22 protein-coding genes and 1 tRNA gene are annotated in these 24,954 nt (G+C 69.5%); 9 read left to right on the top strand and 14 right to left on the bottom strand.

The window, feature by feature from the left end; all coding sequences use genetic code 11:
• Positions 1-109 precede the first annotated feature (109 nt).
• Positions 110-2,152, top strand: a complete 2,043-nt coding sequence (locus FGL15_RS15630) for an Ig-like domain-containing protein (RefSeq protein ID WP_138946658.1) — start codon at positions 110-112, stop codon at positions 2,150-2,152.
• A 7-nt stretch (positions 2,153-2,159) separates the two neighbouring features.
• Here the strand turns inward: FGL15_RS15630 and pth are convergent, their stop codons facing one another.
• The 3 genes from pth to FGL15_RS15615 all read right to left on the bottom strand — a co-directional run bounded on the left by pth (position 2,160) and on the right by FGL15_RS15615 (position 4,156).
• Entirely contained in the window at positions 2,160-2,741 is a 582-nt protein-coding gene (gene pth, locus FGL15_RS15625; protein WP_138946657.1) for an aminoacyl-tRNA hydrolase, read from the bottom strand.
• Positions 2,742-2,869: 128 nt separating this feature from the next.
• Complete coding sequence (locus tag FGL15_RS15620; protein WP_079705465.1) at positions 2,870-3,478, bottom strand: 50S ribosomal protein L25/general stress protein Ctc; 609 nt, start codon at positions 3,476-3,478, stop codon at positions 2,870-2,872.
• Positions 3,479-3,652: 174 nt separating this feature from the next.
• The gene (locus tag FGL15_RS15615) at positions 3,653-4,156 is read right to left on the bottom strand and encodes a gluconokinase (RefSeq protein WP_229938709.1); all 504 of its coding nucleotides are present in this window, start codon (positions 4,154-4,156) and stop codon (positions 3,653-3,655) included.
• A 266-nt stretch (positions 4,157-4,422) separates the two neighbouring features.
• Here FGL15_RS15615 and gndA point away from each other — a divergent pair, with 266 nt between their 5' ends.
• Positions 4,423-5,883, top strand: a complete 1,461-nt coding sequence (gndA, locus tag FGL15_RS15610) for an NADP-dependent phosphogluconate dehydrogenase (protein WP_079001993.1) — start codon at positions 4,423-4,425, stop codon at positions 5,881-5,883.
• A 75-nt stretch (positions 5,884-5,958) separates the two neighbouring features.
• On the opposite strand, the gene FGL15_RS15605 is transcribed toward gndA, so the two are convergent.
• From FGL15_RS15605 to FGL15_RS15595, 3 genes are all read right to left on the bottom strand, one after another.
• A complete protein-coding gene (locus FGL15_RS15605; protein ID WP_079705464.1) occupies positions 5,959-6,936 on the bottom strand; it encodes a ribose-phosphate diphosphokinase in 978 nt (325 codons plus the stop codon).
• A 35-nt stretch (positions 6,937-6,971) separates the two neighbouring features.
• A complete protein-coding gene (gene glmU, locus FGL15_RS15600) occupies positions 6,972-8,453 on the bottom strand; it encodes a bifunctional UDP-N-acetylglucosamine diphosphorylase/glucosamine-1-phosphate N-acetyltransferase GlmU (protein WP_138946656.1) in 1,482 nt (493 codons plus the stop codon).
• Positions 8,454-8,500: 47 nt separating this feature from the next.
• A tRNA-Gln gene (locus FGL15_RS15595) sits at positions 8,501-8,572 on the bottom strand.
• Between the two features lie 102 nt (positions 8,573-8,674).
• On the opposite strand from FGL15_RS15595, the gene FGL15_RS15590 reads away from it, so the two are divergent.
• Positions 8,675-9,169, top strand: a complete 495-nt coding sequence (locus tag FGL15_RS15590) for a MarR family winged helix-turn-helix transcriptional regulator (RefSeq protein WP_064296482.1) — start codon at positions 8,675-8,677, stop codon at positions 9,167-9,169.
• A gap of 103 nt (positions 9,170-9,272) precedes the next feature.
• Here the strand turns inward: FGL15_RS15590 and FGL15_RS15585 are convergent, their stop codons facing one another.
• The 4 genes from FGL15_RS15585 to FGL15_RS15570 all read right to left on the bottom strand — a co-directional run bounded on the left by FGL15_RS15585 (position 9,273) and on the right by FGL15_RS15570 (position 13,912).
• Positions 9,273-9,932: a methionine ABC transporter permease gene (locus FGL15_RS15585; RefSeq protein WP_064296483.1), complete on the bottom strand. Its 660-nt coding sequence runs from the start codon at positions 9,930-9,932 to the stop codon at positions 9,273-9,275.
• Between the two features lies 1 nt (position 9,933).
• Positions 9,934-10,962, bottom strand: a complete 1,029-nt coding sequence (locus FGL15_RS15580; protein ID WP_138946655.1) for a methionine ABC transporter ATP-binding protein — start codon at positions 10,960-10,962, stop codon at positions 9,934-9,936.
• A 103-nt stretch (positions 10,963-11,065) separates the two neighbouring features.
• Complete coding sequence (locus tag FGL15_RS15575) at positions 11,066-11,974, bottom strand: MetQ/NlpA family ABC transporter substrate-binding protein (protein ID WP_138946654.1); 909 nt, start codon at positions 11,972-11,974, stop codon at positions 11,066-11,068.
• 138 nt (positions 11,975-12,112) lie between these two features.
• Entirely contained in the window at positions 12,113-13,912 is a 1,800-nt protein-coding gene (locus FGL15_RS15570; protein ID WP_138946653.1) for an ABC-F family ATP-binding cassette domain-containing protein, read from the bottom strand.
• Between the two features lie 61 nt (positions 13,913-13,973).
• Between FGL15_RS15570 and FGL15_RS15565 the strand changes: the two genes are divergently transcribed.
• The 3 genes from FGL15_RS15565 to FGL15_RS15555 all read left to right on the top strand — a co-directional run bounded on the left by FGL15_RS15565 (position 13,974) and on the right by FGL15_RS15555 (position 16,559).
• Positions 13,974-14,849, top strand: a complete 876-nt coding sequence (locus tag FGL15_RS15565; RefSeq protein WP_138946652.1) for a spermidine synthase — start codon at positions 13,974-13,976, stop codon at positions 14,847-14,849.
• Positions 14,850-14,964: 115 nt separating this feature from the next.
• On the top strand, positions 14,965-15,531 hold the full coding sequence (locus FGL15_RS15560) for a TetR/AcrR family transcriptional regulator (protein ID WP_168223416.1): 567 nt from the start codon (positions 14,965-14,967) through the stop codon (positions 15,529-15,531).
• Positions 15,528-16,559 (top strand): diacylglycerol kinase family protein, encoded by a 1,032-nt coding sequence (locus FGL15_RS15555; protein WP_138946650.1) that lies wholly within the window; start codon positions 15,528-15,530, stop codon positions 16,557-16,559. The genes FGL15_RS15560 and FGL15_RS15555 overlap by 4 nt, the downstream gene beginning before the upstream one ends.
• Positions 16,560-16,596: 37 nt before the next feature.
• On the opposite strand, the gene FGL15_RS15550 is transcribed toward FGL15_RS15555, so the two are convergent.
• The 3 genes from FGL15_RS15550 to FGL15_RS15540 are packed head-to-tail and all read right to left on the bottom strand — an operon-like array spanning position 16,597 to position 19,756.
• Positions 16,597-18,261 (bottom strand): FAD-binding oxidoreductase, encoded by a 1,665-nt coding sequence (locus tag FGL15_RS15550; RefSeq protein WP_138946649.1) that lies wholly within the window; start codon positions 18,259-18,261, stop codon positions 16,597-16,599.
• Positions 18,258-18,962: a 1-acyl-sn-glycerol-3-phosphate acyltransferase gene (locus FGL15_RS15545; RefSeq protein WP_138946648.1), complete on the bottom strand. Its 705-nt coding sequence runs from the start codon at positions 18,960-18,962 to the stop codon at positions 18,258-18,260. The genes FGL15_RS15550 and FGL15_RS15545 overlap by 4 nt, the downstream gene beginning before the upstream one ends.
• The gene (locus FGL15_RS15540; RefSeq protein ID WP_138946646.1) at positions 18,959-19,756 is read right to left on the bottom strand and encodes an SDR family oxidoreductase; all 798 of its coding nucleotides are present in this window, start codon (positions 19,754-19,756) and stop codon (positions 18,959-18,961) included. Before FGL15_RS15540 ends, FGL15_RS15545 begins: the two co-directional genes overlap by 4 nt.
• Positions 19,757-19,835: 79 nt before the next feature.
• Here FGL15_RS15540 and FGL15_RS15535 point away from each other — a divergent pair, with 79 nt between their 5' ends.
• Genes FGL15_RS15535 through FGL15_RS15525 form a run of 3 tightly spaced genes read left to right on the top strand, consistent with a single transcriptional unit; the run spans position 19,836 to position 23,915 of the window.
• Positions 19,836-20,738: a hypothetical protein gene (locus FGL15_RS15535; protein ID WP_240773565.1), complete on the top strand. Its 903-nt coding sequence runs from the start codon at positions 19,836-19,838 to the stop codon at positions 20,736-20,738.
• On the top strand, positions 20,735-23,131 hold the full coding sequence (locus FGL15_RS15530) for an SDR family oxidoreductase (protein ID WP_138946645.1): 2,397 nt from the start codon (positions 20,735-20,737) through the stop codon (positions 23,129-23,131). The genes FGL15_RS15535 and FGL15_RS15530 overlap by 4 nt, the downstream gene beginning before the upstream one ends.
• Positions 23,121-23,915: a hypothetical protein gene (locus tag FGL15_RS15525; RefSeq protein ID WP_079705450.1), complete on the top strand. Its 795-nt coding sequence runs from the start codon at positions 23,121-23,123 to the stop codon at positions 23,913-23,915. The genes FGL15_RS15530 and FGL15_RS15525 overlap by 11 nt, the downstream gene beginning before the upstream one ends.
• Before the next feature lie 72 nt (positions 23,916-23,987).
• Here the strand turns inward: FGL15_RS15525 and FGL15_RS15520 are convergent, their stop codons facing one another.
• A complete protein-coding gene (locus FGL15_RS15520; protein WP_138946644.1) occupies positions 23,988-24,926 on the bottom strand; it encodes a 4-(cytidine 5'-diphospho)-2-C-methyl-D-erythritol kinase in 939 nt (312 codons plus the stop codon).
• Between the last annotated feature and the right edge of the window lie 28 nt (positions 24,927-24,954).

Genomic DNA, 24,954 nt, shown 5'->3' with positions numbered 1-24,954 from the left:
GTCGGCTCCCGTTTCATCGGACTTCCATCCCTCGATCGTCTGATATCCCAGAAGACCAGCACTGCTACGCTGGCGGCCTCCCCCATCCGATGATTCCTTGGGATGCTGCATGCGCGTTTCGACCAGCCCACTCCGTCCGATCCTGACCACGACACTCGTGCTGGCGGTCGGTTGGACCCTCTCGATGATCCAACCGGCACCGGCAGGAGCGACGGCCTCCGAGCCACCGACTGACGCACCAGGCACTCCACGCGGTGAGGTCTTCCACGAGGACTTCGAACGCGCACCCGACACCGGCACGCCCATGTCGGTCCGCGACTACCTGGGTCGTTCGGACGTGCGGTTCGACGCCGACGACTTCTGGACGGACCGAGCGGCGTGTAACGGCTTCATCCTGTCCGCCTCCATGACCGGCGCCGAGCCCGGTGACTGCCTGGACGCCGCGAGCGCCATGGCGAACGTCCGTGCCCTCGCCGGAGTGCTTGGCGTCCTCAACGGCACGGATCCGGGCACCAACTCCGCCGTTGCGGCCTACACCCAGACGAACGGTCCCGACGGCGCGGTCGAACTGGAGACGACCACGCCGATCCCACTGGCTACCGGCACCGGCCGCTTCCTCACCGCCTCCGTGAACGTCGCGTCCCTGAACTGCTTCGCGGCGGTCCCGACCGCGCTGCAGCTGGCGCTGCGAACCTCCGACGGCGTCGAACACCCGGTGTCCGAGCAGGCGATCGACCCGTGCACGGACGACCGTGCCGAATCGGTCAGCCACGGCGGCGTCTCCGCTCGCGCCGGCCGCTTCGCCGCCGATGCCTCCATGCTGGTTGACGCGGCGTCGATCGGGGTCGTCATGCGCAACGCACACGGCGGCGGTTCGGGCAACGACCACGCCTTCGACGATCTGAGCATCATCGACGTGACCCCGACCCTCGATGTCGAGCTGTCGCAGGACACCGCCTTCGTCGGTGAGACGGTCCGTCTCCGCTTCATCGTGCACAACACCCCGGAACTCGCCGCGAAGGCCGGCTGGTCCGTGCAGACGGCCTTGCCCGATGGCCTCACGGTCGCTGCCGATCCGCGAGTGATCGCGAGCTGCTCGGCGGAGGTGACCGCTCCCGCGTCCGGGGCCGACATCGCGTTCACCGGCGGCCTCGCGGCGAGCGAGGAGTCCTGCACGATCGAGGTCGACGCCACACCGGTCGCTCGCGGCGCGCTGAGCGTCGCCGTGGCGGATGACGCCGTCCGTGGGCTCGACCTCGGCTCACAGCCGGCCCTGACCGCCATCGACCGGGTCGCGATCGAGAGCCCGGCATCCGGCGCCCTCGTGGAGTCCTCACGACCGACCTCCGCCGGAACGGGCGAGCCGGGCGCCGACATCACCGTGCGCGACGGCGAGGGCCAGACCCTGTGTGAGACCACCGTGGACCCGTCCGGCCACTGGAGTTGCGCGAGCACGGAGGTCGTCGAGTCCGGCGAGGCCATCGTCCGCGTGGAACAGACCGCCTCGGGGCTCAGCAGCACGGACGAGACCACCTATCGCGTGCTCGTCCCCGCGCTGGCCGTGGAGGGCACCGTCCGCCTCGAGATCCAGGGTGCCGATGGATCGTGGATGCCGGTCGAGGGCGAGACCGTCACGACCGACCCCGGTGACCGGTTGCGCGTCATCGCGACGGTCACCAACACCGGCGAGAACGCGCTGGGCGACATCACCCTCGCGGAGACGCCGGACACCCGCCTCACCTGCAGCAGCGAGCTCATCGAACCTGGTACCTCGACGGTCTGCACCAGTACCGAACCGTTCGTCCTGACGCCGGCCGCGCTCGACGGCGGCTCGTTCGCCCACTCGTTCGAGGCGGCCCTGACCGGATACTCGCGCGCGTCGGACCACGCCACCACCGGGTCGGTCACGTCCACCGACACCGGTCGCCTGCCGCTCCCGGACGCACCCAGTGTCTCGACGGGGGCGCTCCACACCTCGCTCGGCATCGTGTGGCGGGTCGCGCCACTCGAACCGCAGGCGCCGTTGGTCCGGACGGGAGCCGAGATCCCGCTCTCCACCGCGCTGCTCATCAGCGGACTGCTCCTGGTGGGCGCGGTGCTCGTCGGCGCCGGCACGCGCCAGGGCCGACGCGTCCGCTCACCGCTCGGCTGAGCGGGCGTCAGGCGCCGTGGAACCTGGTCTGTGCAGCCAACAGGCCCTCGTTCACGAGGAGCTCGACCGCATCGGCCGCGTCGGAGACCAGCATGGGAAGCTGCTCCCGCTCGGTTCCCGCGAAGTCCTTGAGGACGAAGTCGGCGGCGTCCTGACGGCCCGGCGGCCTCCCGATACCGACGCGGACGCGCAGGAACTCGGGGGTCTTCAGCGCTGAGGCGATGTCGCGGATGCCGTTGTGCCCACCGTGCCCGCCGCCCTGCTTGAGCTTGATCGAGTCGAACGGGATGTCGAGCTCGTCGTGGACGGCGATGATGTGGTCGGGGTCGACGGAGAAGAACTGGGCGAGCGCTGCGGTGGGGCCGCCGGAGAGGTTCATGTAGCTGTTGGGCTTGCCGAGGACGAGCTTCGGACCACCCGGCACGAGCCGCCCCTCGGCCACGCGCGCGTTGCCCTTGTGGGTCTTGAAGGTTCCGCCGATGCGCTTCGCGAGCTCGTCGAGGACCATCTGCCCGACGTTGTGCCGGTTGCGGGCGTACTGCTCGCCCGGGTTCCCGAGCCCGACGATGAGCCACGTGTCTGCAGCCATGCTGCCTTCCTGATCGAACGCCTCGGCGCGACCGGTGAGACCGGCCAGAAACCGAGCGAACCTGCCGCCTGCCATGCACCGAGACTATCGGGGCGGGCGGGCGACAGGTTCGTCTGCTGGAGTGGTGACTACTCCGCGGCCTCGGCTGCGGTCTCCTCGGCGGCGGCCTCAGCGGCCTCCGTCTCCTCGTCCGCCGGAGCGGCCGGGACGGTGATCGCGACGATGAGGACGTCGGCCTCGGTGATGAGCGAAGCACCCTTCGGGAGCTCGAGGTCGCCGGCCAGGATCTGGGCGCCCTCTTCGAGGCCCTCGACGCTGACGGTGACGCGCTCGGGGATGTGGGTCGCCTCGACCTCGAGGCTCACCGTGGTGGCGTCCTGGTTGAGGATGGTGCCGGCGGCGGACTCGCCCTCGATGGTCACGGGGATGTCGACCTGGACCTTCTCGCCCTTCTTGACCACGATGAGGTCGAGGTGCTCGATGATCTGGCGCACGGGGTCCTTCTGGACGTCCTTGACCAGCGCGAGCTGGCCCTTGCCGGCGATGTCGAGCTCGAGCACCGCGTTGGACTTGCGGAGGATGAGCAGCATCTGGTGGCCGGGCAGCGAGACGTGCACGGGCTCGGTGCCGTGGCCGTAGAGCACGGCCGGGATCTTGCCGAGGGCACGGAGCTTGCGGGCTGCGCCCTTGCCGAACGATTCGCGGAGTTCCGCGGTGACCTTCAGGTCATCGGACATGATGTTCTCCTCACGGGTCTTGCACCCGGTTGGTCGTGCCGCGACGATGCGCGGCGGAATGGATGAGTCAACTCGAACGCGTATCTGCGTGAGGAAAAGCCGGAAGCCAGACCACCGCGTCGATCACGGAAGCTGCCACGGGCCGCTTCCCTCGCCGAAGTTCAGTGGGAGAGTCTATCGCACCGCGCTGAGGCCCGCGACCGCCTCGTCCACGATCTCGTCGACGGTGGCGTCGACGTCGACGACGAACCCCGGCTCGTCGGCGTCCAGGTCCTCGAGGAGCGCGAACTGCGAGTCGAGGAGCGACGGCGGCATGAAGTGACCGCTCCTGCCCTCCATCCGGCGTCCGAGCACCTCGCGCGAGCCGTGCAGGAGCACGAACCGCACCCCGGGCGCCTCCGCGAGGATCGCCTCCCGGTAGGCCCGTCGGAGTGCGGAGCAGGCCATCACGAGGCCTGTGTCCGAGGCGTCGGCGAGTGCTTTGCCCACGAGGGCCAGCCAGGGCCAGCGGTCGGGGTCCTCGAGCGGTGTGCCGGCGGCCATCTTCCGCACGTTCTCGAGCGGGTGCAGGGCGTCGGCGTCGACGAAGGGGACCCCGAGCCGGTCGGCGATCAGTACTCCGGTCGTGCTCTTCCCGGACCCGGACACGCCCATGACGACGACGAGCGGTGCATTCACACGGAACCCCCTGTGGTCTCCGGCCGACGGCCGGGTGGCCGGCTCGTCCGACCCGCACAGCACGATACCGGACACCCCCGCACGGTCCGCTGGGACCTCACCTGCACGCGCGGTCATTGAGAGGTGGAGCGACACCTCCCTTTGCTACGGTTGCAGGACGGGCCGTGCCCGGATCGACGAGGGTGTCGCCGCTGTCCTGCAGCCGCCCCGTCGACTCCTGAGCACTCGGAACGCTTCCCGCATCACCCACTCTGAAGGAGAACCACATGGTGAACACCGCCGAAGCTCGCGCCAACATCGGCGTCGTCGGTCTGGCCGTCATGGGCAGCAACCTCGCGCGCAACCTGGCGAGCCGCGAGGGCAACACGGTCGCCGTGTACAACCGCTCCCCCGAACGCACCGATCTGCTCGTGAGCGAGCACCCCGAGGCCGGCTTCGTCGCGTCGAAGACCATCGAGGAGTTCGCCGCGTCGCTCTCGAAGCCACGCACCGCGATCATCATGGTGCAGGCGGGTAAGGGCACCGACGCCGTCATCCAGCAGCTCACCGAGGTCTTCGAACCCGGCGACATCATCGTCGACGGCGGCAACGCACTCTTCACCGACACCATCCGCCGCGAGAAGGCCGTCCGCGAGACCGGCATCAACTTCGTCGGCGCCGGTATCTCCGGCGGCGAGGAGGGTGCCCTCAAGGGACCGTCGATCATGCCGGGCGGCTCCGCCGAAGCGTGGGAGACCCTCGGCCCCATCCTCAAGTCGATCGCCGCGATCGCCGAGGGTGAACCCTGCGTCACCCACGTCGGCACCGACGGCGCCGGCCACTTCGTCAAGATGATCCACAACGGCATCGAGTACGCGGACATGCAGCTCATCGCCGAGGCCTACGACCTCATCCGTCGCGGTACCGGCAAGTCGCCGGCCGAGATCGCGGAGATCTTCGCCGAGTGGAACCGCGGCACGCTCGAGAGCTACCTCATCGAGATCACCGCCGAGGTCCTCAAGCAGGTCGACGCGAAGACCGGGCAGCCGCTGGTCGACGTCATCCTCGACCAGGCCGGCGCCAAGGGCACCGGCGCGTGGACCGTCCAGACGGCACTCGACCTCGGCATCCCGGTGTCGGGCATCGCGGAGGCCGTGTTCGCCCGTTCGCTGTCGTCGAAGCCGGCGCAGCGCGCAGCGGCCCGCGAGCTCGCCGGTCCCTCCGAGGAGTGGACCGTCGCCGACCCCGACCAGTTCGTCGAGGACGTGCGCCAGGCGCTCTACGCGTCGAAGATCATCGCCTACTCGCAGGGCTTCGACGAGATCGTCGCCGGTGCCGAGCAGTACGGCTGGGACATCAAGAAGGGCGAGATCGCGAAGATCTGGCGCGGCGGCTGCATCATCCGCGCGCAGTTCCTCAACCGCATCACCGAGGCCTACGAGGAGAACCCCGAGCTGGTCGCCCTCGTGACGGCGCCCTACTTCAGCGACGCCGTCGCGGAGGCGCAGGACAGCTGGCGCCGCGTGGTCGTCGCGGCCGCCCAGGCGGGCATCCCCTCGCCGGCGTTCTCGTCGTCGCTGTCGTACTACGACGGCCTCCGCGCCGAGCGTCTGCCCGCAGCGCTCGTGCAGGGCCAGCGCGACTTCTTCGGAGCGCACACCTACAAGCGCGTCGACCTCGACGGCACGTTCCACACCCTCTGGTCGGGCGACCGCAGCGAGGTCGAGCAGGCGGGCTCGAGCCACTAGCCCACGGCCTGCAGACGCAGAACGCCCGGTCCGAGTTCGGACCGGGCGTTCTGCGTACCAGCGGAAGGTGACGCGCTACGCGGCGCCGTCGAACATGCTCGTCACGGAGCCGTCGTCGAAGACCTCGTGGATCGCGCGGGCGATGAGCGGCGCGATCGAGAGGACGGTCAGCTTGTCGAAGCGCTTGGCCTCGTCGACCGGGAGCGTGTCGGTGACGACGACCGAGTCGATGGCGTCGCTCTGTAGGAGCTCGACCGCCGGGTCGGAGAAGACCGCGTGGGTTGCCGCGACGACGACGCCGATCGCACCGGCGTTCTTGAGCGCCTCGGCCGCCTTGACGATCGTGCGTCCGGTGTCGATCAGGTCGTCGACGAGCAGGCAGACCCGGCCCTCGACCTGGCCGACGATCTCGTGGACGCTGACCTGGTTGGGGACCAGCGGGTCGCGGCGCTTGTGGATGATGGCGAGTGGTGCACCGAGCTTGTCGCTCCAGATGTCGGCCACACGGACGCGGCCCATGTCGGGCGAGACGACCGTCAGCGTCGACGCGTCGAGCTTGGCGCGGAAGTGCTCGAGGAGGACCGGCATCGCGAAGAGGTGGTCGACGGGACCGTCGAAGAAGCCCTGGATCTGCGCGGCGTGGAGGTCGACCGACATGATGCGGTCGGCACCGGCGGCCTTGAAGAGGTCGGCGACGAGGCGGGCCGAGATCGGCTCGCGGCCGCGACCCTTCTTGTCCTGGCGCGCGTACGGGTAGAACGGGGCGACCACGGTGATGCGCTTGGCGCTCGCCCGCTTTGCCGCGTCGACCATGATGAGCTGCTCCATGAGCCACTCGTTGATCGGAGCGGTGTGCGACTGGATGACGAAGACGTCGGTGCCGCGGATGCTCTCGTCGTACCGGGCGTAGATCTCGCCGTTGGCGAAGGTCCTGGCATCGGTGGGGAGGAGCTCGGAGTCGAGCTCCGCCGCGATCGCCTCGGCGAGTTCCGGGTGGGCTCGTCCGGAGACGAGGACCAGCTGCTTCTTGTTGTCCGCCGTGATGCCTGACACAGACCCTGCCTTCTGCCGGAATGCTCCGGCCTCACTCACGAGTCGACGTTACCAGCCGCAGCCGTGTCGTCCGACACGGCATCCACGGTCGGTGCCGCCGAGGCAACGCCGGCAGCCGTCGCAGCCGCCGTACCCGGGCGCTTCTGCTCGACCCAGCCCTCGACGTTGCGCTGCTGCGCGACCGTCAACGCCAGCGCCCCTGCCGGGACGTCCTTGCGGATGACGGTGCCGGCACCGGAGTAGGCGCCGTCGCCGACGCTGACCGGGGCGACGAGCGTGTTGTGCGCGCCGGTGCGGACGTGCGATCCGATGGTCGTGCGGTGCTTGTGCACGCCGTCGTAGTTCGAGGTGATCGTGCCGGCGCCGACGTTCGACTCGACGCCGATCTCGGTGTCGCCGATGTAGCTGAGGTGCGGGACCTTGCTGCCCTCACCGATCTGTGCGTTCTTCGTCTCCACGAAGGTGCCGATCTTGCCGTGCTCGCCGAGCACCGTGCCGGGTCGCAGGTAGGCGAACGGCCCGACCTCGGCACCGGCACCGATGACCGACAGCGTCGCGTCCGTGCGGCGGACGCGCGCACCAGCGCCGACCTCGGTGTCGATGAGCGTGGTGTCCGGACCGATCGTCGCACCGGACTCGACGACCGTCGCGCCGAGGATCTGCGTCCCGGGAAGGAGGGTGACGTCGGCGTGCAGCCGCGCCTTGATGTCGATCCACGTCGTGGCCGGGTCCTGGACGGTCACGCCGGCGAGCTGCCAGGCGCGCACGAGGAGGGCGTTCAGTTTGGCCGCGGCGGCGCTCAGCTGGGCGCGGTCGTTGATGCCCTCGACCAGCCAGGAGTCGCTGACGGGGAGCGCGGAGACCTCGGAGCCCGCGCGCCGCAGGAGACCGATGACGTCCGTGAGGTACTTCTCCCCCTGGGCGTTGTCGGTGGTGACTTCGGCGAGCGCGTCGCGGAGCTGGCTCACCCCGAAGAGGTAGACCCCGGCGTTGATCTCGTTCACGGCGCGCTCGGCGTCGGTCGCGTCCTTCTGCTCGACGATGTAGTCGAGTGCCCCGGACTCGGTGCGGATGATGCGTCCGTAGCCGGTCGCGTCGTCGGGCATGGCCGAGAGGATCGTCGCCGCGACGTCATGGTTGCGGTGGCGTTCGATGAGCGTGGTGAGCGTGGCGGCGTTCAGCAGCGGGACGTCGCCGTTGACCACGAGGACGTCGCCGTCGAAGTCGTCGGGCAGTGCCAGGAGCGCCTGCTCCACCGCACGCCCCGTGCCGGGCACCTCGTCCTGGTCGACGATGGTCGCACCCGGGAGCTCCGACTCGATGGCCTCGACGAGGCGGTCGCGCTCGTGGCGGACCACGGCGATGACGTGCCCGGCATCGAGCGAGCGGGCGGTCGCCAGCACGTGGCCGACGATCGGCACGCCGCCGAGCGGGTGCAGGAGTTTCGGCAGCGCCGACTTCATGCGGGTTCCCTGGCCAGCAGCCAGGATGATGATGGCCAGACGGTCGTCGGTCACGTGTGCTCCCCCTCGGTCCGGGCACTCGCCCGGTCGGTGATCGGTCGCTCCGCCACCAGGATTCGAACCTGGACCGAACAGCTCCAAAGGCTGCCGTGCTGCCGTTACACTATGGCGGACCACCACCCGGAGGCCGGGCAGCGTGGTCAATTCTGCCAGACGGATCCTGTGCTGCCGACTCGGATCCGATGCGACACGAGCGTTGCCTCGATAATGGTGGGATGCCAGCTAGCACCGATGAGGTCGACCGGATCGTCGACGCCTGGAACCGCGAGCGCCCGGACCTCGACTTCTCGCCCCTCCAGATCCTCTCCCGTGTCGCACGGCTGTCACGCCACCTCGACCGGGCGCGTCGGGCGGCCTTCACCCGGTCGAACCTCGAGCCGTGGGAGTTCGACGTCCTCGCGGCGCTCCGTCGCGCCGGCTCCCCCTACCGGCTGAGTCCGAAGGCCCTGCTCCTCCAGACCCTCGTCTCGAGCGGCACGATGACGAACCGCATCGACCGCCTCGTCGAGCGCGGACTCGTCGAACGCCAGGGCGACCCCAACGACGGCCGCGGCATCCTCGTGCAGATGACGAACGCGGGACTCAACACGGTCGACGCGGCCATCACACGCCTCGTCGACGCCGAGGCGGACCTGCTCGACGGCCTGAGCTCGACCGAACAGGCCCGGCTGACCGTCCTGCTGCGGAAGCTCAGCCTCGACTTCGACTAGCGGAGCACGCTCGGTCACTGAGCCTGTCGAAGTGCGCCCTTCGACAAGCTCAGGGACCGGGTGGGAATGGCTCAGGGACCGGACCGGGGGGCTCAAGGACCGATCAGCGGCGGAGGATCTTCCGGGCCAGCCAGTTGCCGAAGAACTGGATGAGCTGCACGAGCAGGATGATGATGATCACCGCGGCCCACGTGACGACCGGCTCGAACTGCCGGAAGCCGTACTGGATCGCGAAGGCACCGAGCCCGCCACCACCGATGAAGCCCGCGACCGCCGACATGTCGACGATGACCACGAACACGAAGGTGTAGCCGAGGATCAGCGGACCGAGCGCCTCCGGGAGGACGATGCTCAGCAACGTCCTGAGCCGGCTCGCACCCGCGGCACGCGAGGCCTCGATGACACCGGGCGACACGGTCAGCAGGTTCTGCTCGACGATCCGGCTGATGCCGAAGGTCGCCGCCAGGGAGATGATGAAGATGAACGCGTTCGCACCGATGCCGGTGCCGATGACGAGTCGTGAGAGCGGCTGGGCGGCCGCGAGGAAGATGATGAACGGGATCGGCCGGAAGATGTTCACGATCACGTTGAGCACACCGTAGAGCACCGGGTGCGAGTAGAGGTTGCCGGGCCGCGTCACGTAGAGCCCGGTGCCGACGACGAGTCCGGCGATCCCACCGAAGAGCAGGCTGAAGGAGACGAGGTAGAGGGTCTCGACGGTCGCGTCGCCGAGCTTCGGGAGCAGATCGATCAGTGCGTCCATGTCAGCGCACCTCCGTCACGGTGGCCTGGGATCCGATGGCGGTCAGCGCTCCGTCGATCGTCTGGTCGTCGCCGCGGAGGGCGAGCGTCAGGTGGCCGAACGCGCGACCCTGGATGTCGTTGATCCCACCGTAGACGAGCTCGAAGTCGACGCCCGCCTGCGCGAGCGTGAGGAAGACGCCGGCCTGCGAGGCGTCGCCGTCGCGGAAGGACAGGGTGACGATGCGCCCGACGTGTCGTTCCTGGAGCACCGCCAGCTCGGCCGGCGACGGGACACCCTTGATGACCGTCGACACGAAGCGCTTGGACGCGGCGTGCTGCGGGTCGGAGAACACCTCGAAGACGTCGCCCTGCTCGATGACCTTGCCGCGCTCCATGACGGCGACCTTCGTCGCGAGCGACTGGATCACCTCCATCTCATGGGTGATGACGACGATGGTGACGCCGAGGTCGCGGTTCACCTGCTTGAGCAGCGCCAGGACCTCCTGCGTGGTCTCGGGGTCGAGGGCGCTCGTCGCCTCGTCCGCAAGCAGGATCCGGGGCGAGGTCGCGAGCGCGCGAGCGATACCGACGCGCTGCTTCTGCCCGCCGGAGAGCTGGTCGGGGTAGTTGTCGGCCTTGTCGGACAGCCCGACGAACTTCAGCAGCTCGTCGACCCGGGTGCGGATCTCCGCGCGGGGACGTCCGGCGACCTCGAGCGGGTAGGCGATGTTCTTCCGCACCGACTTGGAGTTGAAGAGGTTGAACTGCTGGAAGATCATCCCGATGCCGAGGCGGAGGTCGCGGAGACCACGCTCCGAGAGCGTCGTCACCTCGGTGCCGTCGACGACGATGCTCCCCGACGTCGCGGGCTCGAGCGCGTTGATGAGGCGCACGAGGGTCGACTTGCCGGCTCCCGAGTAGCCGATGATCCCGAAGACGTCACCGGCCTCGATGTCGAGGTCGACGCCGTCGATCGCGGCGATCGGCGCGGCGCCCTTCTGCGGAGACGGGTACCGCTTCGCGACGTCTCGGAGGCTGACGAGTGGCATGGGGGTGTCCTCGGTGTGTCGGGTGATCAGGAGGCGATGAAACGACGAAGCGTTCCTGTGGGAGCGGATGACAGCCTCCCACAGGAACGCTCTGAACGTCGGATCAGCCCTTGGCCTTGATGTCCTTCTGGACGGTGTCGAGCGACTTCACGAGGTCCTTGACCGGGGTCTTCAACGGAACCGCGGTACCGCCGGAGTTCTCCACGACGCCGTCGACGACGGACTTCGTGTCCTGGTAGATCTTCACGAGCTTCGCGTACGTCTCGTTGTCGGCGTCGGCGGCCTTCGCGGCGAAGATGTTCACGTACGGCAGCGCGTTCGGGTCGGACGGGTCGTCCTCGGCGATCGCGTCGGACGCCTTCAGACCGGAGTCGTTGATGAAGTCGTTGTTGATGATCGCCCCGGTGACGTCAGGCAGCGAAGTCGGCGTCAGCGAGGCCTCGAGCGAGGTGACGGTGACCTTCGACTTGTCGGCGATGATGTCGTCCGGCGTCGAGAAGATGTTGCCGCCGTCCTTCAGCTCCAGCAGGCCTGCGGACTGCAGGACGAGGAGCGCACGAGCCTGGTTGCTCTCGTCGTTCGGGATGGCGATCGTGTCGCCCTTCTTGATGTCCTTGACGCTGTCGACCTTGGTCGAGTACAGGCCGAGGGGGTAGATCGCCGTCGAGCCGATCGGCGTGAGGTCCTCGCCGGAGGCCTCGTTGTACTGCGCGAGGTAGACGATGTGCTGGAACTGGTTGAGGTCGATCTCGCCCTCGGTGAGCGCCGGGTTCGGCTGCGTGTACTCGCCGAAGTCGACGATGTCGACGAAGATGCCCTCCTTCTCGGCGGCGTCCTTGTACGTCTCCCAGTAGGGGTCGCTCGCGCCGACGACGCCGATCTTGACGGGGTTCGCCTCGGTGCCCTTGTCTTCAGCGGCGGCGCCTGCGCCTGAGCCGCCGGCGCATCCGGCGAGGAGCGCGATGGCGGGGATGATGGCCAGTCCGGCCAGAAGCTTCTTCGAGAAGGTCATTGCTGTGATTCCTCTTTCGGGTGGTGCGCGCCGATGGACGCTGATTCGACGGTACGTCGGCCTAGCAGGGATGACGAACCGGTGCGTAACACTTCGGAACAGAGCGACGAACGACGTGATCCGGTCGCCGCGAATGGACTACTCGACGAGTTCGGAGAGCTCCAGCCAGCGGACCTCGAGGTCGGCGATCTCGCCGTACATGGCCTGGATCTTGGCGCCGAGCGCGGTGATCCCGGCGAAGTCGCTCTGGTCGTGGACCGCGACCTTCTCGTGCGCCTGCTCGATCTGACCGTTGAGCTTGTGGAGCTTGCGGTCGATCGCCTTGATCTCCTGCTGCGCGTTCCGGAGCTCCGCACCGCTCAGCTTCGGCGTCTTCTTGGTCGGGCCACCGCCGGAGGCCGTCGGGCGGTCGTGCTCCTGGGAGCGGCTGCCGGCCGTCCCGGCGTTGAGCTCCAGGTACTGGTCGATGCCGCCGGGCAGGTGCCGGAAGTGACCGTCCATGATCGCGTACTGCTGGTCGGTCACCCGCTCGAGGAAGTACCGGTCGTGCGAGACGACGAGCAGAGTGCCCGGCCACGAGTCGAGGAGGTCCTCCATGGCGGCGAGCATGTCGGTGTCGAGGTCGTTGGTCGGTTCGTCGAGGACGAGGACGTTGGGCTCGTCGAGCAGGATGAGCAGGAGCTGCAGGCGGCGGCGCTGGCCACCCGAGAGGTCCTTCACCGGCGTCGACAGCTGCGCACTCGTGAAACCGAGGCGTTCGAGCAGCTGCCCCGGGGTCATCTCCTTGCCGCCGGCGACGTAGCTCGTGCGCTTACGCCCGATGACGTCGCTCACGCGGTCCTGCTCGTACTCGGCGAGCTCGTCGAGCTGCTGCGTGAGTGTCGCGACCTGCACGGTCTTACCGCGCTTCACGCGACCCTCGGTCGCTTCGACCTCGCCTGTGACGAGCCCGAGGAGGGTGGACTTGCCGGCGCCGTTCACGCCGAGGATGCCGGTGCGCTCGCCCGGGGCGATGCGCCACTCGACGTCCTTGATGACCGTCCGGTCGCCGTAGGACACGGTGACGTCGAGGATGTCGACGACGTCCTTGCCCAGGCGGGCGGTCGCCATGCCGGCCAGCTCGACCGTGTTGCGCACGGGCGGCTCGTCGGCGATGAGCGCGTTGGCGGCCTCGATGCGGAACTTCGGCTTGGCCGTGCGGGCGGGAGCGCCACGGCGCAGCCAGGCGAGCTCCTTCTTCATGAGGTTCTGGCGTTTGGCCTCGGACACCGCGGCGGAGCGGTCGCGCTCGACGCGCTGCAGGACGTACGCCGCGTAGCCACCTTCGAACGGTTCGACGATGCGGTCGTGCACCTCCCACGTGGCCGTGCAGATGGCGTCGAGGAACCACCGGTCGTGGGTCACGACGAGCAGGCCGCCCGAGTTCCTCGACCAGCGGCGGTTGAGGTGCTGCGCGAGCCAGGTGATGCCCTCGACGTCGAGGTGGTTCGTCGGCTCGTCGAGGAAGAGGATGTCGTGGTCGCCCACGAGCAGGGCGGCGAGCGCGACCCGGCGGCGCTGACCACCGCTGAGGTCGGCGACGAGGGCGTCCCAGGCGATGTCGGAGGCGAGGCCGGAGATGACGTCGCGGACCTTCGGGTCGCCCGCCCACTCGTGCTCGTCGAAGCCGCCGACGATGGTCTGCCCGACGGTCTTGTCGTGGTCGAGGGTGTCGGACTGGTCGAGCACGCCGACCGTGACGCCGTTGCGCACCGTCACGCGGCCGGAGTCGGGCTCCTTGCGGCCGGCGAGGAGGCCGAGGAGCGTGGACTTGCCGTCGCCGTTGCGGCCGACGATGCCGATGCGGTCGCCCTCGTTCACCCCGATCGTGATGCCGTCGAAGACGACCTTGGTCGGGTACTCGAGGTGGAGCGCTTCAGCGCCGAGAAGGTGTGCCATATCCGGTCAACGATACCGGGCCCAGGCGTCGACCACCGCCCGTGCACCGTAGGCTGCACGGGTGCCTCTGTTCTCTCGTTCCCGCCGGCTGCCGTTCGGCCGTCGCGACGCCCGGATCACCCTCCTCGACAAGCGGACGCTGCGCTACGAGCTCAGCGTCGACGACATCCCGCAGTCGGTGGTCTCCCTCGCGGATCCCCGCTCGCTCGAGTACCCCTACATCCGGCACATCGCGCGCGTGATCGACGCCGAGGCGCCGGCGGGCGAGGAGCTCTTCGTCGTCCACCTCGGAGCCGGGGCGTTGACGCTCCCCCGCTATGTCCAGGCGACGCGTCCGGGATCGCCGCAGCTCGTCGTGGAGTTCGAGCCGGAGCTGTACGCCGGGATGCTGGAGGCGCTGCCACTCCCGGACGGCCACCGGGTCGAGGTCCGCTTCGGTGATGCCAGGGCCGTCGCGGACGAGCCGATCGACGAAGCAGCCACCACCGATGGGGACGTCACGGCGTGGCGGGACGCGAAGGTGACCGTCGTCGACCTCTGGGACGCCGCGGTGATCCACCGTCGGGTCGCGAGCCTCGAGTTCTATCGCCGAGTGGCGGCGCGGTCCGCGGACGACGGCGTGATCGCGGTGAACCTCCTCGACGGCAGCCCCTTCGACTACTCGCGACGCCAGGCGGCGACCCTGCGAACGGTGTTCGCGCATGTCGCCGTCGTCCTCGACTTCGACCCGGTCGACGACGAGGGGCCGCTCGGCAACGTCGTCGTCTTCGCGAGCGACGCACCGCTCGCGGCCGTGACCCACCCGCAGCTGTTCGGCGCACCCGCGCCCGTGCAGCTGCACGGTGACGCGCTGGCGGCCTGGATCGACGGGGCGACGGTCATGACCGATGCCGACGGCGAGGACTCCCCCGACCCCGACGACCCCCGCTGGGACTGACGACCGCACCGTCGCCGAGGCCTCCCTATACGCACCCATCCCGTTGCGCTACGGTGGGCGTAGCGCAATGGACCGATCCGACCGGAATCCGGCGTCGCGCGGAGGAGGTTGGTCGGTGCCCGTCTCCCGACGCGTCTCCCGCGCTCAGCAGATGAGCGACCGCATCCTCGACGCTGCGCTCGACCTCATGCGCTCCCGCGGCTCGGTCGCGGTCAACATCGAGGCGGTCGCCGAGACCACCGGCGTCGCGAAGACGACGATCTATCGGCGCTACCGCAACCGTTCCGAACTGCTCACGGCGGCCGTCGCGCGTGCCATGGAGACGCCGGTCGAGATCCCCGAGAACCTCTCGACCTACGACACCTTCACCTGGCTGCTCCATGAAGCCCGCGCGATGATCGAGGACGTGGTGGGCCGGGGTACGATCGCGTCGATCCTGCTCCAAGACGACCCCGAGTTCTCGACGCTGCTCCGCAACCTCACGAGGAACCGGGCGCGCGCGCTGTCCAATCTGGTCGACGAACGGATCTCCACCGGCGATCTGAAGCCCGGACTCGACGGCCGCCTCGTCGCGACCCTCCTCCTCGGTGCGGTCCTCGGACAGCTCGTCCGCGGCGCCGACATGGACGACGACTGGGCGGACCAGGTCCTGTCCGTCCTCTGGCCGGCACTGGCCGCATGACGCGAGGCAGCACCCCACCGCACGCTGCGGTGATCTACAACCCGACGCGCATCCAGCTCGAGCGCGTGACGAGGCTCGTCGACGCAGCAGCCGCCGAGGCCGGCTGGGGACCGACCAGCTGGATCCCGACCCGCGAGCGGTCGACCGCGGTCGACCAGGTCGCCGAGGCGCTCGGAGGCGGCGCGTCGCTCGTGATCGCCGCCGGCGGTGACGGGACGGTCCGCGAGGTGGCCGGGGCGATGCGTCACACCCGGACGCCGTTCGCCGTCGTCCCCGTCGGCACCGCGAACCTCTTCGCCCGGAACGCCGGCATCCCGATCGACACGGCCACCGCGGTGCGGGCCGCGTTCACCGGAGAGGACCGGAGCGTCGACGTCGGCGTCATTGAATACCGGAACCCCGACAGCGTCCGGCGCAGCACCCCGTTCCTCGTCATGTCGGGCTTCGGCGTCGACGCGGACATGGTGGCCTACGCCGACCCCGTCCTCAAGCGCCGCTTCGGCTGGATCGCCTACGTCGTCCCGATCATCCGCGGGCTCTTCCGCCGCGACCGGCCCCGCGTCTCCTGGAAGGAGGACGGCGGACCGATCCGGAGCGGACGCACGCACACGATGTTCGTCGGGAACTGCGGCACGGTCTCGGCGGGCCTCGACGTCCTCCCCGACGCACTCCTCGACGACGGCGTACTCGACGTCCTCATGGTGCGGTCCCTCGAGGGGTGGGACGGCGTGCGGGTCACGCGCTGGCTGCATCGCGCGAACAACCCCGTCGCCCGGTTCTCCAAGGGCAGACGGACACGGGGCCGCCGCGTGCAACCGAGCGCGGTCGAGACGGCCCGTTCCGCCGGAGGTGCGCTCCGCTACCTGCGCGTGCGACGGATCGACGTGACGGTCTCACCGCCCGCCGAGTTCCAGGCGGACGGCGACGGCATCGGCCCGGTTTCGGCGGCCCGGCTGACCGTCGACCCCGGCGCGCTCATCGTCCGACTACCGGCGACGGCGGCGCGATCGGGTCGCCTCCAGCCCTGAGCCGCCCTTCGACAGGCTTAGGGACCGGAGGAACGGCTCAGTCCGCGAGGATCTTGCCGGGGTTGAAGTTCGAGCCTGGGTCAGCACTGTCGAAGAGGCCGCGCATGATCGCGACGCCCTCGGTCGAGATGTCCTGCTCCATCCACGGCGAGTGCTCGACACCGACCGCGTGGTGGTGCGAGAGCGTGCCACCGTGGTCGACGAAGGACTGCTGGATCGCCGACTTGACCTGCTCGTACTCGCCGATGGGGTCGTCGCCGGTGATGAACGCGAAGGTGAAGTACAGGCACGCGCCGGAGTGGTACGAGTGCGAGAGGTGGCACATGATCCACCCGTGCACCCCGAGCTTGTCGTACGCGGCGTTGGCGGCGTCGTTCGCGGCGTCGTAGACCTCCTGCAGGCGCGACCAGGGCGCTGCGGTCTCGGAGACGTCGGCTGCGGCTCCGCGGTCGAGGAGGAAGTCGCGCAGGTACGGGGTGTCGAACTTCTTCTGGTCGTAGAGGGCACCGGGGCCCTTGCCGACGCCGATGCCGCCGTGCTTCCGGACGATCGAGCCGACGAGGCCCTTCTCGTACCGCACGTGGGACGCGCTGCCCTCGTAGCCGATGAAGGAGAGGCACAGCTGCTCGAGGTCCCAGCCCCTGGCCGTGAGCACCTTCATGAGACCCTTGGTGACCTGCGCCGAGACGCCGGTGCTGGCCTTGCGGGTCGCGAGCGAGAAGCCGCTCTCCCGGGCGTTCGACACCCGGGTGACCGAGGGGCTGGCGTCGCTCTCAGCGATCTCGTGCATCGCCGCGAGCCCGGCCTCCCAGGTGGGGAAGAAGTAGCCGAGGACCTCGCGGACGGCGGGCGTCCGGTGGACCTGCACGGTGACCTCGGTGATGATGCCGAGTCGACCCTCGCTGCCGATGATCATCTCGCGGACGCTCGGGCCGGTCGACGCACTCGGGACGGGGCGGATCGCCACGATGCCGTTCGGGCGCACCATCCGCAGGCCCTTGGTGATGTCGGCGATGTCGCCGTACTTGTCGGACTGCATGCCCGAGGAGCGCGTCGCGACCCATCCGCCGAGCGTGGAGTGCGTGAAGCTGTCGGGGAAGTGGCCCATCGTCCAGCCCTTGGCGCCCAGCTGCTCCTCGATCGAGGGGCCCTGCGCACCGGCCTGGATGGTGGCGAGACCGGAGCCCTCGTCGATCGACAGGACGCGGTCGAGCCGGCCGAGGTCGAGCGAGATGATGACCCGCTCCTCGGTCGGCTGCGGGTCGAGCGAGCCGGCGATGTTGGTGCCGCCGCCGAACGGGATGATGACGGCGTCTGCGGCGACGGCTGCAGCGACGACCGACGCGACCTCGGCCTCGTCAGCCGGGTAGACGACGAGGTCGGGCGTGCGGGGCAGGTCGTTCGCGCGGATCCGGAGCAGGTCGCGGATGCTCTTGCCGTAGGTGTGGACGACGCGTTCCTGGTCGTCCGTGGTCACGTGCCCCTGACCGACGAGCGTCGAGAGCTCGGCGATGAACTCCCCGGACGCGCGCGATGCGGGGACGGTGAGCTCGTCGAAGCTGAGGTGTGCCTGCGCCGGCTTCCGGAGGTCGAGACCGACGGCCTGCTTCACGAACGGCGCGAAGTCCGGCTTGTTGCTGTGCTCGAAGGCGACCCCTTCGACTCCCCAGCCCCACCACTTCATGTGCTCCACAGACGTCATCCGGCTTCCTTTCGTGGTGTGTCGATCGAAACGTGTGTTCCCGGCTCGACCGAGGCGCGCAGCGCGACGATCTCGGCGACGACGCGGTCCATGAGCTGGACCGGCGTCTCGTTCGGCTGCGGGTGGATCGGTTGCCCGAAGACGACTCGCACCGGCGGTCGTCCGGGGACGGGCCAGTTGCGACCCTTCGGCATGGCGGAGTGGGTGCCGAGGACGGCCACCGGGAGGCAGGGGATGCCCTGGCGCGTGGCGAGTGCTGCGGCACCGGGCTTGAACCGGCCGAGCTCACCCGTCCGCGATCGGCCGCCCTCGGGGAAGATGAGGATCGGGACGCCGCTCTCGAGCAGCTCCCGTGACACGCCTGCACGCTTGCGGTCACCCGAGCGGTCGACCGGGAACGCGTTGAAGAAGAGCGCGGCGAAGATGCGGCGGGCGGGGACGTCGAAGAAGTAGTCGGCCGCGACACCGGCGGCGAGATAGCGCGACAGTCGACGCGGCATCGCCCCGACGACGAGCGGTGCGTCGAGGTGCGACTGATGGTTGGCGACGACGATGTAGGGCCCGGTGACGCCCGACAGGCGCTCGCGACCAGTCACCGTCACGCGGGTCAGCGACCAGACGAGCGGCTTCAACAGCAGACGCTGGGCGACGAACCGCGCGTTGGCGTGGAGGGAGGAGGTGAACCGCGGCTCTGCGGTCATCGGCGGGCTCCTGACTGGGCGGCGTTGGCGGCTCGACGGCTCGAGGACATCCGGCCGGAGATCCACCGGATGGACGCACGGGGCGCGAACTTGACGAGGGCCATGAGGGCCTTGAAGCGGAAGCTCGGGATGGAGACGACGACCCCTCTCCCGGCGTCGCGGAGGGCGTCGGCGACGAGCCGGTCCACATTGATCCACAGACCTGACGGGATGGAGCGGGTGCTGATGCCGGCGCGATCGTGGAACTCGGTGCGGACCCATCCGGGGCAGAGCGCCGTGACGCGGACACCCGAGCCGGCGAGCTCGACCGCGAGCGCCTCGGTGTAGGTGGTGACGAACGCCTTCACCGCAGAGTAGCCCCCGGTGGTGATGTACCCCGCCGTGCTCGAGACGTTGATGATGGTGCCGCGTCCGCGTTCCCGCATGGCGCGGGCCGCAGCGCCCGAGAGCGTGGTGACGCTCCGGCACATGACCTCGATCGCGTTGTCGAGCTCGCTCGTGTCGGGGTCGGTCAGCCGGGCGTGCACGCCGAACCCGGCGTTGTTCACGACCACGTCGATCGGTGACCCCTGATCCTCGATCCGCGCGGCGAGTCTCGCGACGTCGGCGCGGTCCGAGAGGTCGGCACTGATCACCTCGACGGTGCGACCGGTCGCGCGCAGTCGCTCGGCCGACTGCTCGAGCCGCTCGATGTCACGGGCGACGAGCACCAGGTCGAAGCCCCGTCCGGCGAGCGCCGTGGCGAACGCGGCACCGATGCCGGACGTCCCACCGGTGACGAGAGCTGTAGCCATGGGGATCAGAATACGCTACGCGTTGCGTATCGTTGCAAGCTACAGTGATGAGGTCGGATCGTCACGGAACGGAGACGCCATGGTGAACCGGGATTCGCCGCGCGGAACAGCACCCGCGGCCCTCGAGGACGCGGAGCAGGAGAGCGCCATGCTGCGGCCTGCCCACGGGTTCAGCGTCCGCGACTACGCGAAGTCCGCCGTCGGCAGTCGTCGCAAGGAGATCGACGCCGCGGCCTTCGCCGAAACGCCGCTGAGTGCTGAGACGGTCGCGCTGCTCCGCGCCCTGTCGGACATCGAGCGCGCGACGATGCAGTACCTCCGCGGGGTGCTCGTCACCCCCACCCACAAGGACGCCAGGGTCACCGCGTTCCTGATCACCTGGGCGTACGAGAAGTACTGGATCACCGACACCCTCGACACCGTGCTCAAGGCGAACGGGACCCCGCGCGACAAGACGCGTTCGACGGGTCTCCGCCGCACCATCCACGGTGTGCGCGACCGCTTCGCGCCCATCGGCCAGGCCCTCATCGCGAACGTGCTCGGCGAGGACATCATCGCCTGGCACATGACGATCGGGACGATCGACGACCTCATCACCCACGCGGCCTACCGTGCGGTGCGCGAGCGCGAGCCGCACCCCGTGCTCGACCGCCTCGTCGACGAGATCCTCGAGACGAAGGCCAGGCACCTCGAGTTCTTCACCGCTCAGGCGAGTGACCGCCTCGCCGCGTCGCCCCGTGCACAGGGCATCACCCGTCGCCGCATCCGGAACGCCGTGTGGCCCACCGGCTCCGATGCGAACGGCCCCCGACAGACGGCGCGGTTCGCCGCGCTCGTGTTCCGCAGTACCGCCACCTGGAGCGACCCCGCCGTCCTCGGCATCGACGCGTCGATCGACGCGCTGCCCGGTCAGTCGGGCCTCCATCTCGCCGCCAGACTTGCCCGCCGCGGACGCCGCGGCAGCCTCGAGGAGAACCGATGACCGACACCCCCACGCCAGACGCCGAGCAGCCCGACGCCCAGCAGCTGGAGGCTCAGCAGCCCGCCACCGCCACGGATGCCCTCGACGGCGCGCACGTGCTCGTCACCGGCGGCACCGGCTTCCTCGGCCAGGCGGTGCTCGAGCGCCTGCTCGCCGATCACCCGACCACCCGCGTCAGCCTGCTCATCCGGAAGAAGGGGTCGGTCCGCGGGAGCGACCGCCTCCAGACACTGCTCCGCAAGCCGGTGTTCAAGGCCTGGCGCGAACGCGTCGGCGCTGAAGCCGCTGCGGCGATCGTGGCCGAACGCGTCAGCGTGATCGAGGGTGGCCTCGACGAGATGGCACTGCCGGCCGACCTCGACGTCGTCATCCACAGCGCGTCGACCGTCTCCTTCGACCCGCCGATCGACGAGGCCTTCGCCACGAACGTCGGCGGCGCGACCACCCTGTACGCGGCACTCGCGAAGAGCGGCGCGACCCCGCACGTCGTCCACGTCTCCACCGCGTACGTCGGCGGCACGCGGAAGGGCATCCAGCCGGAACGCAGCCTCGCGCACGACGTCGACTGGCGCGTCGAGGCCGAGGCAGCCCGCTCGGCGCGCGTCCGCACCGAGGAGTCGTCCCGTCGTCCGGAGGTCTTGCGCAAGCTCATGCAGACCGCCCGTCGCGAGCACGGCAAGGCCGGCCCCCAGGCCGTCTCGAACGCCGCCGAGGCCGCACGCATCGCCTGGGTCGACGCCCGACTCGTCGCCCACGGCCGCGCACGCGCCGAGAGCCTCGGCTGGACCGACGTCTACACCTTCACGAAGGCGATGGCCGAGCGGGTCGCCGAAGAGCGCTGGGCCGGCGAGGGCAACCGACTCTCCGTCGTGCGTCCCTCGATCATCGAGAGCGCGCTCGCGCACCCCTTCCCCGGCTGGATCGACGGCTACAAGGTCGCCGACCCGCTGATCATCGCCTACGGCCGCGGACAGCTGCCCGACTTCCCGGGCCTCCCCGACAGCGTGCTCGACATCATCCCCGTCGACTTCGTCGTCAACGCGATCTTCGCTGCTGCGCAGACCCCGCCGGAGCCGGCTGCGGCGCGCTACTTCCACGTGAGCTCCGGAGCCAGCAACCCGCTGCCGTTCCACAAGATGTACGCGAACGTGCACAGCTACTTCACCGAGCACCCGATCCCGGCCGACGCCGGCGACATCAGTGTGCCGACCTGGAACTTCCCCGGCGGGCGCGCCATCGAGCGCTCCATCGACCGGCGGCAGAAGGCGACGACGGCGGCCGGCCGGGTCGTCTCCCACCTGCCGGCGAACGCGACCACCCGCGGGTGGCAGGACCGGATCCGCAAGGCGTCGAGCGACCTCGGCTCACTCCGTGACTTCACTGGGCTCTACCGCTCCTACGTGCAGAGCGAGATCGTCTTCGACGACCAGCGCACCCGTGCCCTGCACGCCTCGCTGACGCCCGAGCAGCAGACGGACCGTGGGTTCGACGTCACGACGATCGACTGGGACGACTACTTCCAGCGCATCCACTTCCCCGCCGTCACGACCCTGACCCGGGCCTTCGCCAACCGCAAGGCGGGCGCCGCGAAGCAGCAGAAGATCCTGCCCGTGCGCGACGACGTCCTCGCGGTGTTCGACCTCGAGGGCACGGTGCTCGCCTGGAACCTCATCGAGCAGTACCTCTGGCTGCGGCTCGCCGCGACCTCGCAGTCGCGCTGGCCCATCGAGATCGCCGCGCTCGGCGCCTCCATGCCGGGGTACATCGGTGCTGAACTCCGCGACCGCGGTGAGTTCATCCGCACGTTCATGCGTCGCTACGAGGGCGTCGACGTGGCGCAGCTCGAGAAGATCGTCCGGGGCGGCTTCGGCAAGGCCGTCCGGTCCCGCCTCCTCCCCCAGGCGCTCGAACAGATCGCCGCGCACCGGGCGGCCGGTCACCGGACGATCCTCGTCACCGGCACCATCGACCTCATGACGGCTCCGCTCGAGCCGTTCTTCGACGAGGTCGTGGCCGGGGCGATGCACGCCGAGAACGGACGCCTCACGGGCTACCTCGACAGCCCGCCGCTCGTCGACGAAGCGCGCGGCGCCTGGCTCACGCAGTACGCCGAGCAGCACGGCATGGACCTCACGCACTCCTACGGCTACGGCGACTCCCATGCGGACGCCGCCTGGCTGCAGCTGGTCGGGAACCCGGTCGCCGTCAACCCCGACCACACCCTGTACAAACTGGCGCAGGCCGGCCGGTGGACGGTGCGAGAATGGGCACGAACCACCGGAGGCGTCCGCTCCGAAGACGAACTGACCCGCGCACCGCGCCCCGCACAGCCGAGAGGAGAGCGGACGGCCGAGGACACGATCCCCGACCGCCCCACCGCACATGGCGTTTGACATCGACAAGTTCACCGAGACGAGTGTCTCGGTGAACTGGAGCGACCTCGACTTCGACGAGTTCAAGACGAACCCGCTCCCCGCTTCCACCCTGCGCAGCCTGCGCTACATGTGCGACATCGAGTACCACACGGTCTGCTACCTGCGCGACATGCTCATGACGCCGTCCCACGAGGACGACGAGGTCGGCGCGTTCATGACGATGTGGAACCGTGAGGAGTTCTGGCACGGGGAGGCGCTCGCCGCCGTCCTCGCCGCCCACGACATCACGGTCGACTTCGACGAGCTCAAGGCGACGCGCCTGAAGCTCGGCTGGAAGGACCGCCTCGACCCCATCAAGCAGTCGATCCTCGGCAACCTCGTGGGCACCGACTTCATCGCGGTGCACATGAGCTGGGGCGCGGCGAACGAGTGGTCCGCGACCGCCGCCTACACCCGCCTCGCGCAGTTGGAGCGGCACCCGGTGCTCTCGGTGCTGCTCAAGCGGATCGCGAAGCAGGAGACGCGTCACGTGGCGTTCTACGCGAGCCAGGCCAAGGCACGCCTGGAGTCGTCGAAGAGCGCACGTCGACTCACCCGCTTCCTGCTCCGCAAGGTGTGGGGCCCCGTCGGTTCCGGCGTCATGCCCGACTCCGAGGTCACGCACGTCATGGGCCACCTCTTCGGCGACGAGGACGGCCTGGCCGAGGTGCGCCGCATCGACGGGCACATCGCCAAGCTCCCCGGTATGGAGGGGCTCACGATCATCGAGAACTCGCTCCGCGTGCGCGGCGTCGCGGCCTGAACCGCGCCACCTCGTCCAGCAGCCCCGGTCGGATCTCCGACCGGGGCTGCTTCGTGTCGTGCGGGCCGCGTCTCAGCTCTGCGAGACGATGCGGGCGCCGTGGACCGGTCCGTGGGCACGGATGACCTTCAGCCCGTACGAGGCGAGCGTCACCTGCAGTTCGACGGCGTCGTCGGTGTCCGCCGCCAGGAAGGCGATCGTCGGCCCGGAGCCGGAGACGAGGCTGCCGAGGGCACCCTGGGAGTCGCCGAACTCGAGCACCTCGCCCAGCACCGGGCGCAGCTGCAGCGCGGCGGCCTGCAGGTCGTTGTGGAGGACCTCCCCGAGGAGGTGGGCGTCGCCCGCCCGCAACGCCTGGAGCACCGCGGCGTCGACCGTCGGCTGGCGACCGGACGGCGAGATGTCGAGGATGTGCCGCGCCCGGTGGGCGTCGAGCTCCTGGTAGACCTGCGGGGTCGACATCCCGAAGTCGGCGAGGGCGAGCACCCACTCGAACTGCCCCTTGGCCAACGCGCTGCTCAGCTGGTCGCCGCGGCCGGTTCCGACAGCGGTGCCGCCGAGCAGGGCGAAGGGCACGTCGGCGCCGAGGCGTGCCGCCAGCGCCAGGAGGTCGTCGCGGCTGCATTCGGTCCCCCAGAGGGCGTCACAGGCGAGCAGCGTGGCCGCGGCGTCGGCTGAGCCGCCGCCCATCCCGCCGGCGACCGGAACGTGCTTCTCGATCTCGAGCCGGACACCGCCGCGGTACCCGGTCCGTCTCGCGAGGGCCTTCGCGGCGCGGATGGCGAGGTTGCTCGTGTCGGTCGGCACACCCGACACGTCCACCGAGCCGGAGAACGACACACTGAAGTCGTCGGCCGGATACGCGTGCACGTCCTCGTACAGCGAGATCGCCTGGTACGCGGTCGCGACGTCGTGGTAGCCGTCGTCCATCACTTCGCCGACTTTGAGGAAGACGTTGATCTTCCCCGGTGCTCGCACGTGGACGTGCTTGAGGATGGCCTCAGTGGTCATTGTTCCAAGTTAGTCGATCGAGCAGGCG

It is taken from the genome of Plantibacter sp. M259, assembly GCF_006065115.1.
GTDB lineage: Bacteria > Actinomycetota > Actinomycetes > Actinomycetales > Microbacteriaceae > Plantibacter > Plantibacter auratus.
This window is presented reverse-complemented; position numbering and strand designations above follow the sequence as displayed.

Coding starts and splice junctions, on each gene's coding strand:
- FGL15_RS15630 (WP_138946658.1), top strand. CDS start 110: ATGCGCGTTTCGACCAGCCCACTCCGTCCGATCCTGACCACGACACTC.
- pth (WP_138946657.1), bottom strand. CDS start 2,741: ATGGCTGCAGACACGTGGCTCATCGTCGGGCTCGGGAACCCGGGCGAG.
- FGL15_RS15620 (WP_079705465.1), bottom strand. CDS start 3,478: ATGTCCGATGACCTGAAGGTCACCGCGGAACTCCGCGAATCGTTCGGC.
- gndA (WP_079001993.1), top strand. CDS start 4,423: ATGGTGAACACCGCCGAAGCTCGCGCCAACATCGGCGTCGTCGGTCTG.
- FGL15_RS15590 (WP_064296482.1), top strand. CDS start 8,675: ATGCCAGCTAGCACCGATGAGGTCGACCGGATCGTCGACGCCTGGAAC.
- FGL15_RS15585 (WP_064296483.1), bottom strand. CDS start 9,932: ATGGACGCACTGATCGATCTGCTCCCGAAGCTCGGCGACGCGACCGTC.
- FGL15_RS15580 (WP_138946655.1), bottom strand. CDS start 10,962: ATGCCACTCGTCAGCCTCCGAGACGTCGCGAAGCGGTACCCGTCTCCG.
- FGL15_RS15575 (WP_138946654.1), bottom strand. CDS start 11,974: ATGACCTTCTCGAAGAAGCTTCTGGCCGGACTGGCCATCATCCCCGCC.
- FGL15_RS15570 (WP_138946653.1), bottom strand. CDS start 13,912: ATGGCACACCTTCTCGGCGCTGAAGCGCTCCACCTCGAGTACCCGACC.
- FGL15_RS15555 (WP_138946650.1), top strand. CDS start 15,528: ATGACGCGAGGCAGCACCCCACCGCACGCTGCGGTGATCTACAACCCG.
- FGL15_RS15550 (WP_138946649.1), bottom strand. CDS start 18,261: ATGACGTCTGTGGAGCACATGAAGTGGTGGGGCTGGGGAGTCGAAGGG.
- FGL15_RS15545 (WP_138946648.1), bottom strand. CDS start 18,962: ATGACCGCAGAGCCGCGGTTCACCTCCTCCCTCCACGCCAACGCGCGG.
- FGL15_RS15540 (WP_138946646.1), bottom strand. CDS start 19,756: ATGGCTACAGCTCTCGTCACCGGTGGGACGTCCGGCATCGGTGCCGCG.
- FGL15_RS15535 (WP_240773565.1), top strand. CDS start 19,836: ATGGTGAACCGGGATTCGCCGCGCGGAACAGCACCCGCGGCCCTCGAG.
- FGL15_RS15530 (WP_138946645.1), top strand. CDS start 20,735: ATGACCGACACCCCCACGCCAGACGCCGAGCAGCCCGACGCCCAGCAG.
- FGL15_RS15525 (WP_079705450.1), top strand. CDS start 23,121: ATGGCGTTTGACATCGACAAGTTCACCGAGACGAGTGTCTCGGTGAAC.
- FGL15_RS15520 (WP_138946644.1), bottom strand. CDS start 24,926: ATGACCACTGAGGCCATCCTCAAGCACGTCCACGTGCGAGCACCGGGG.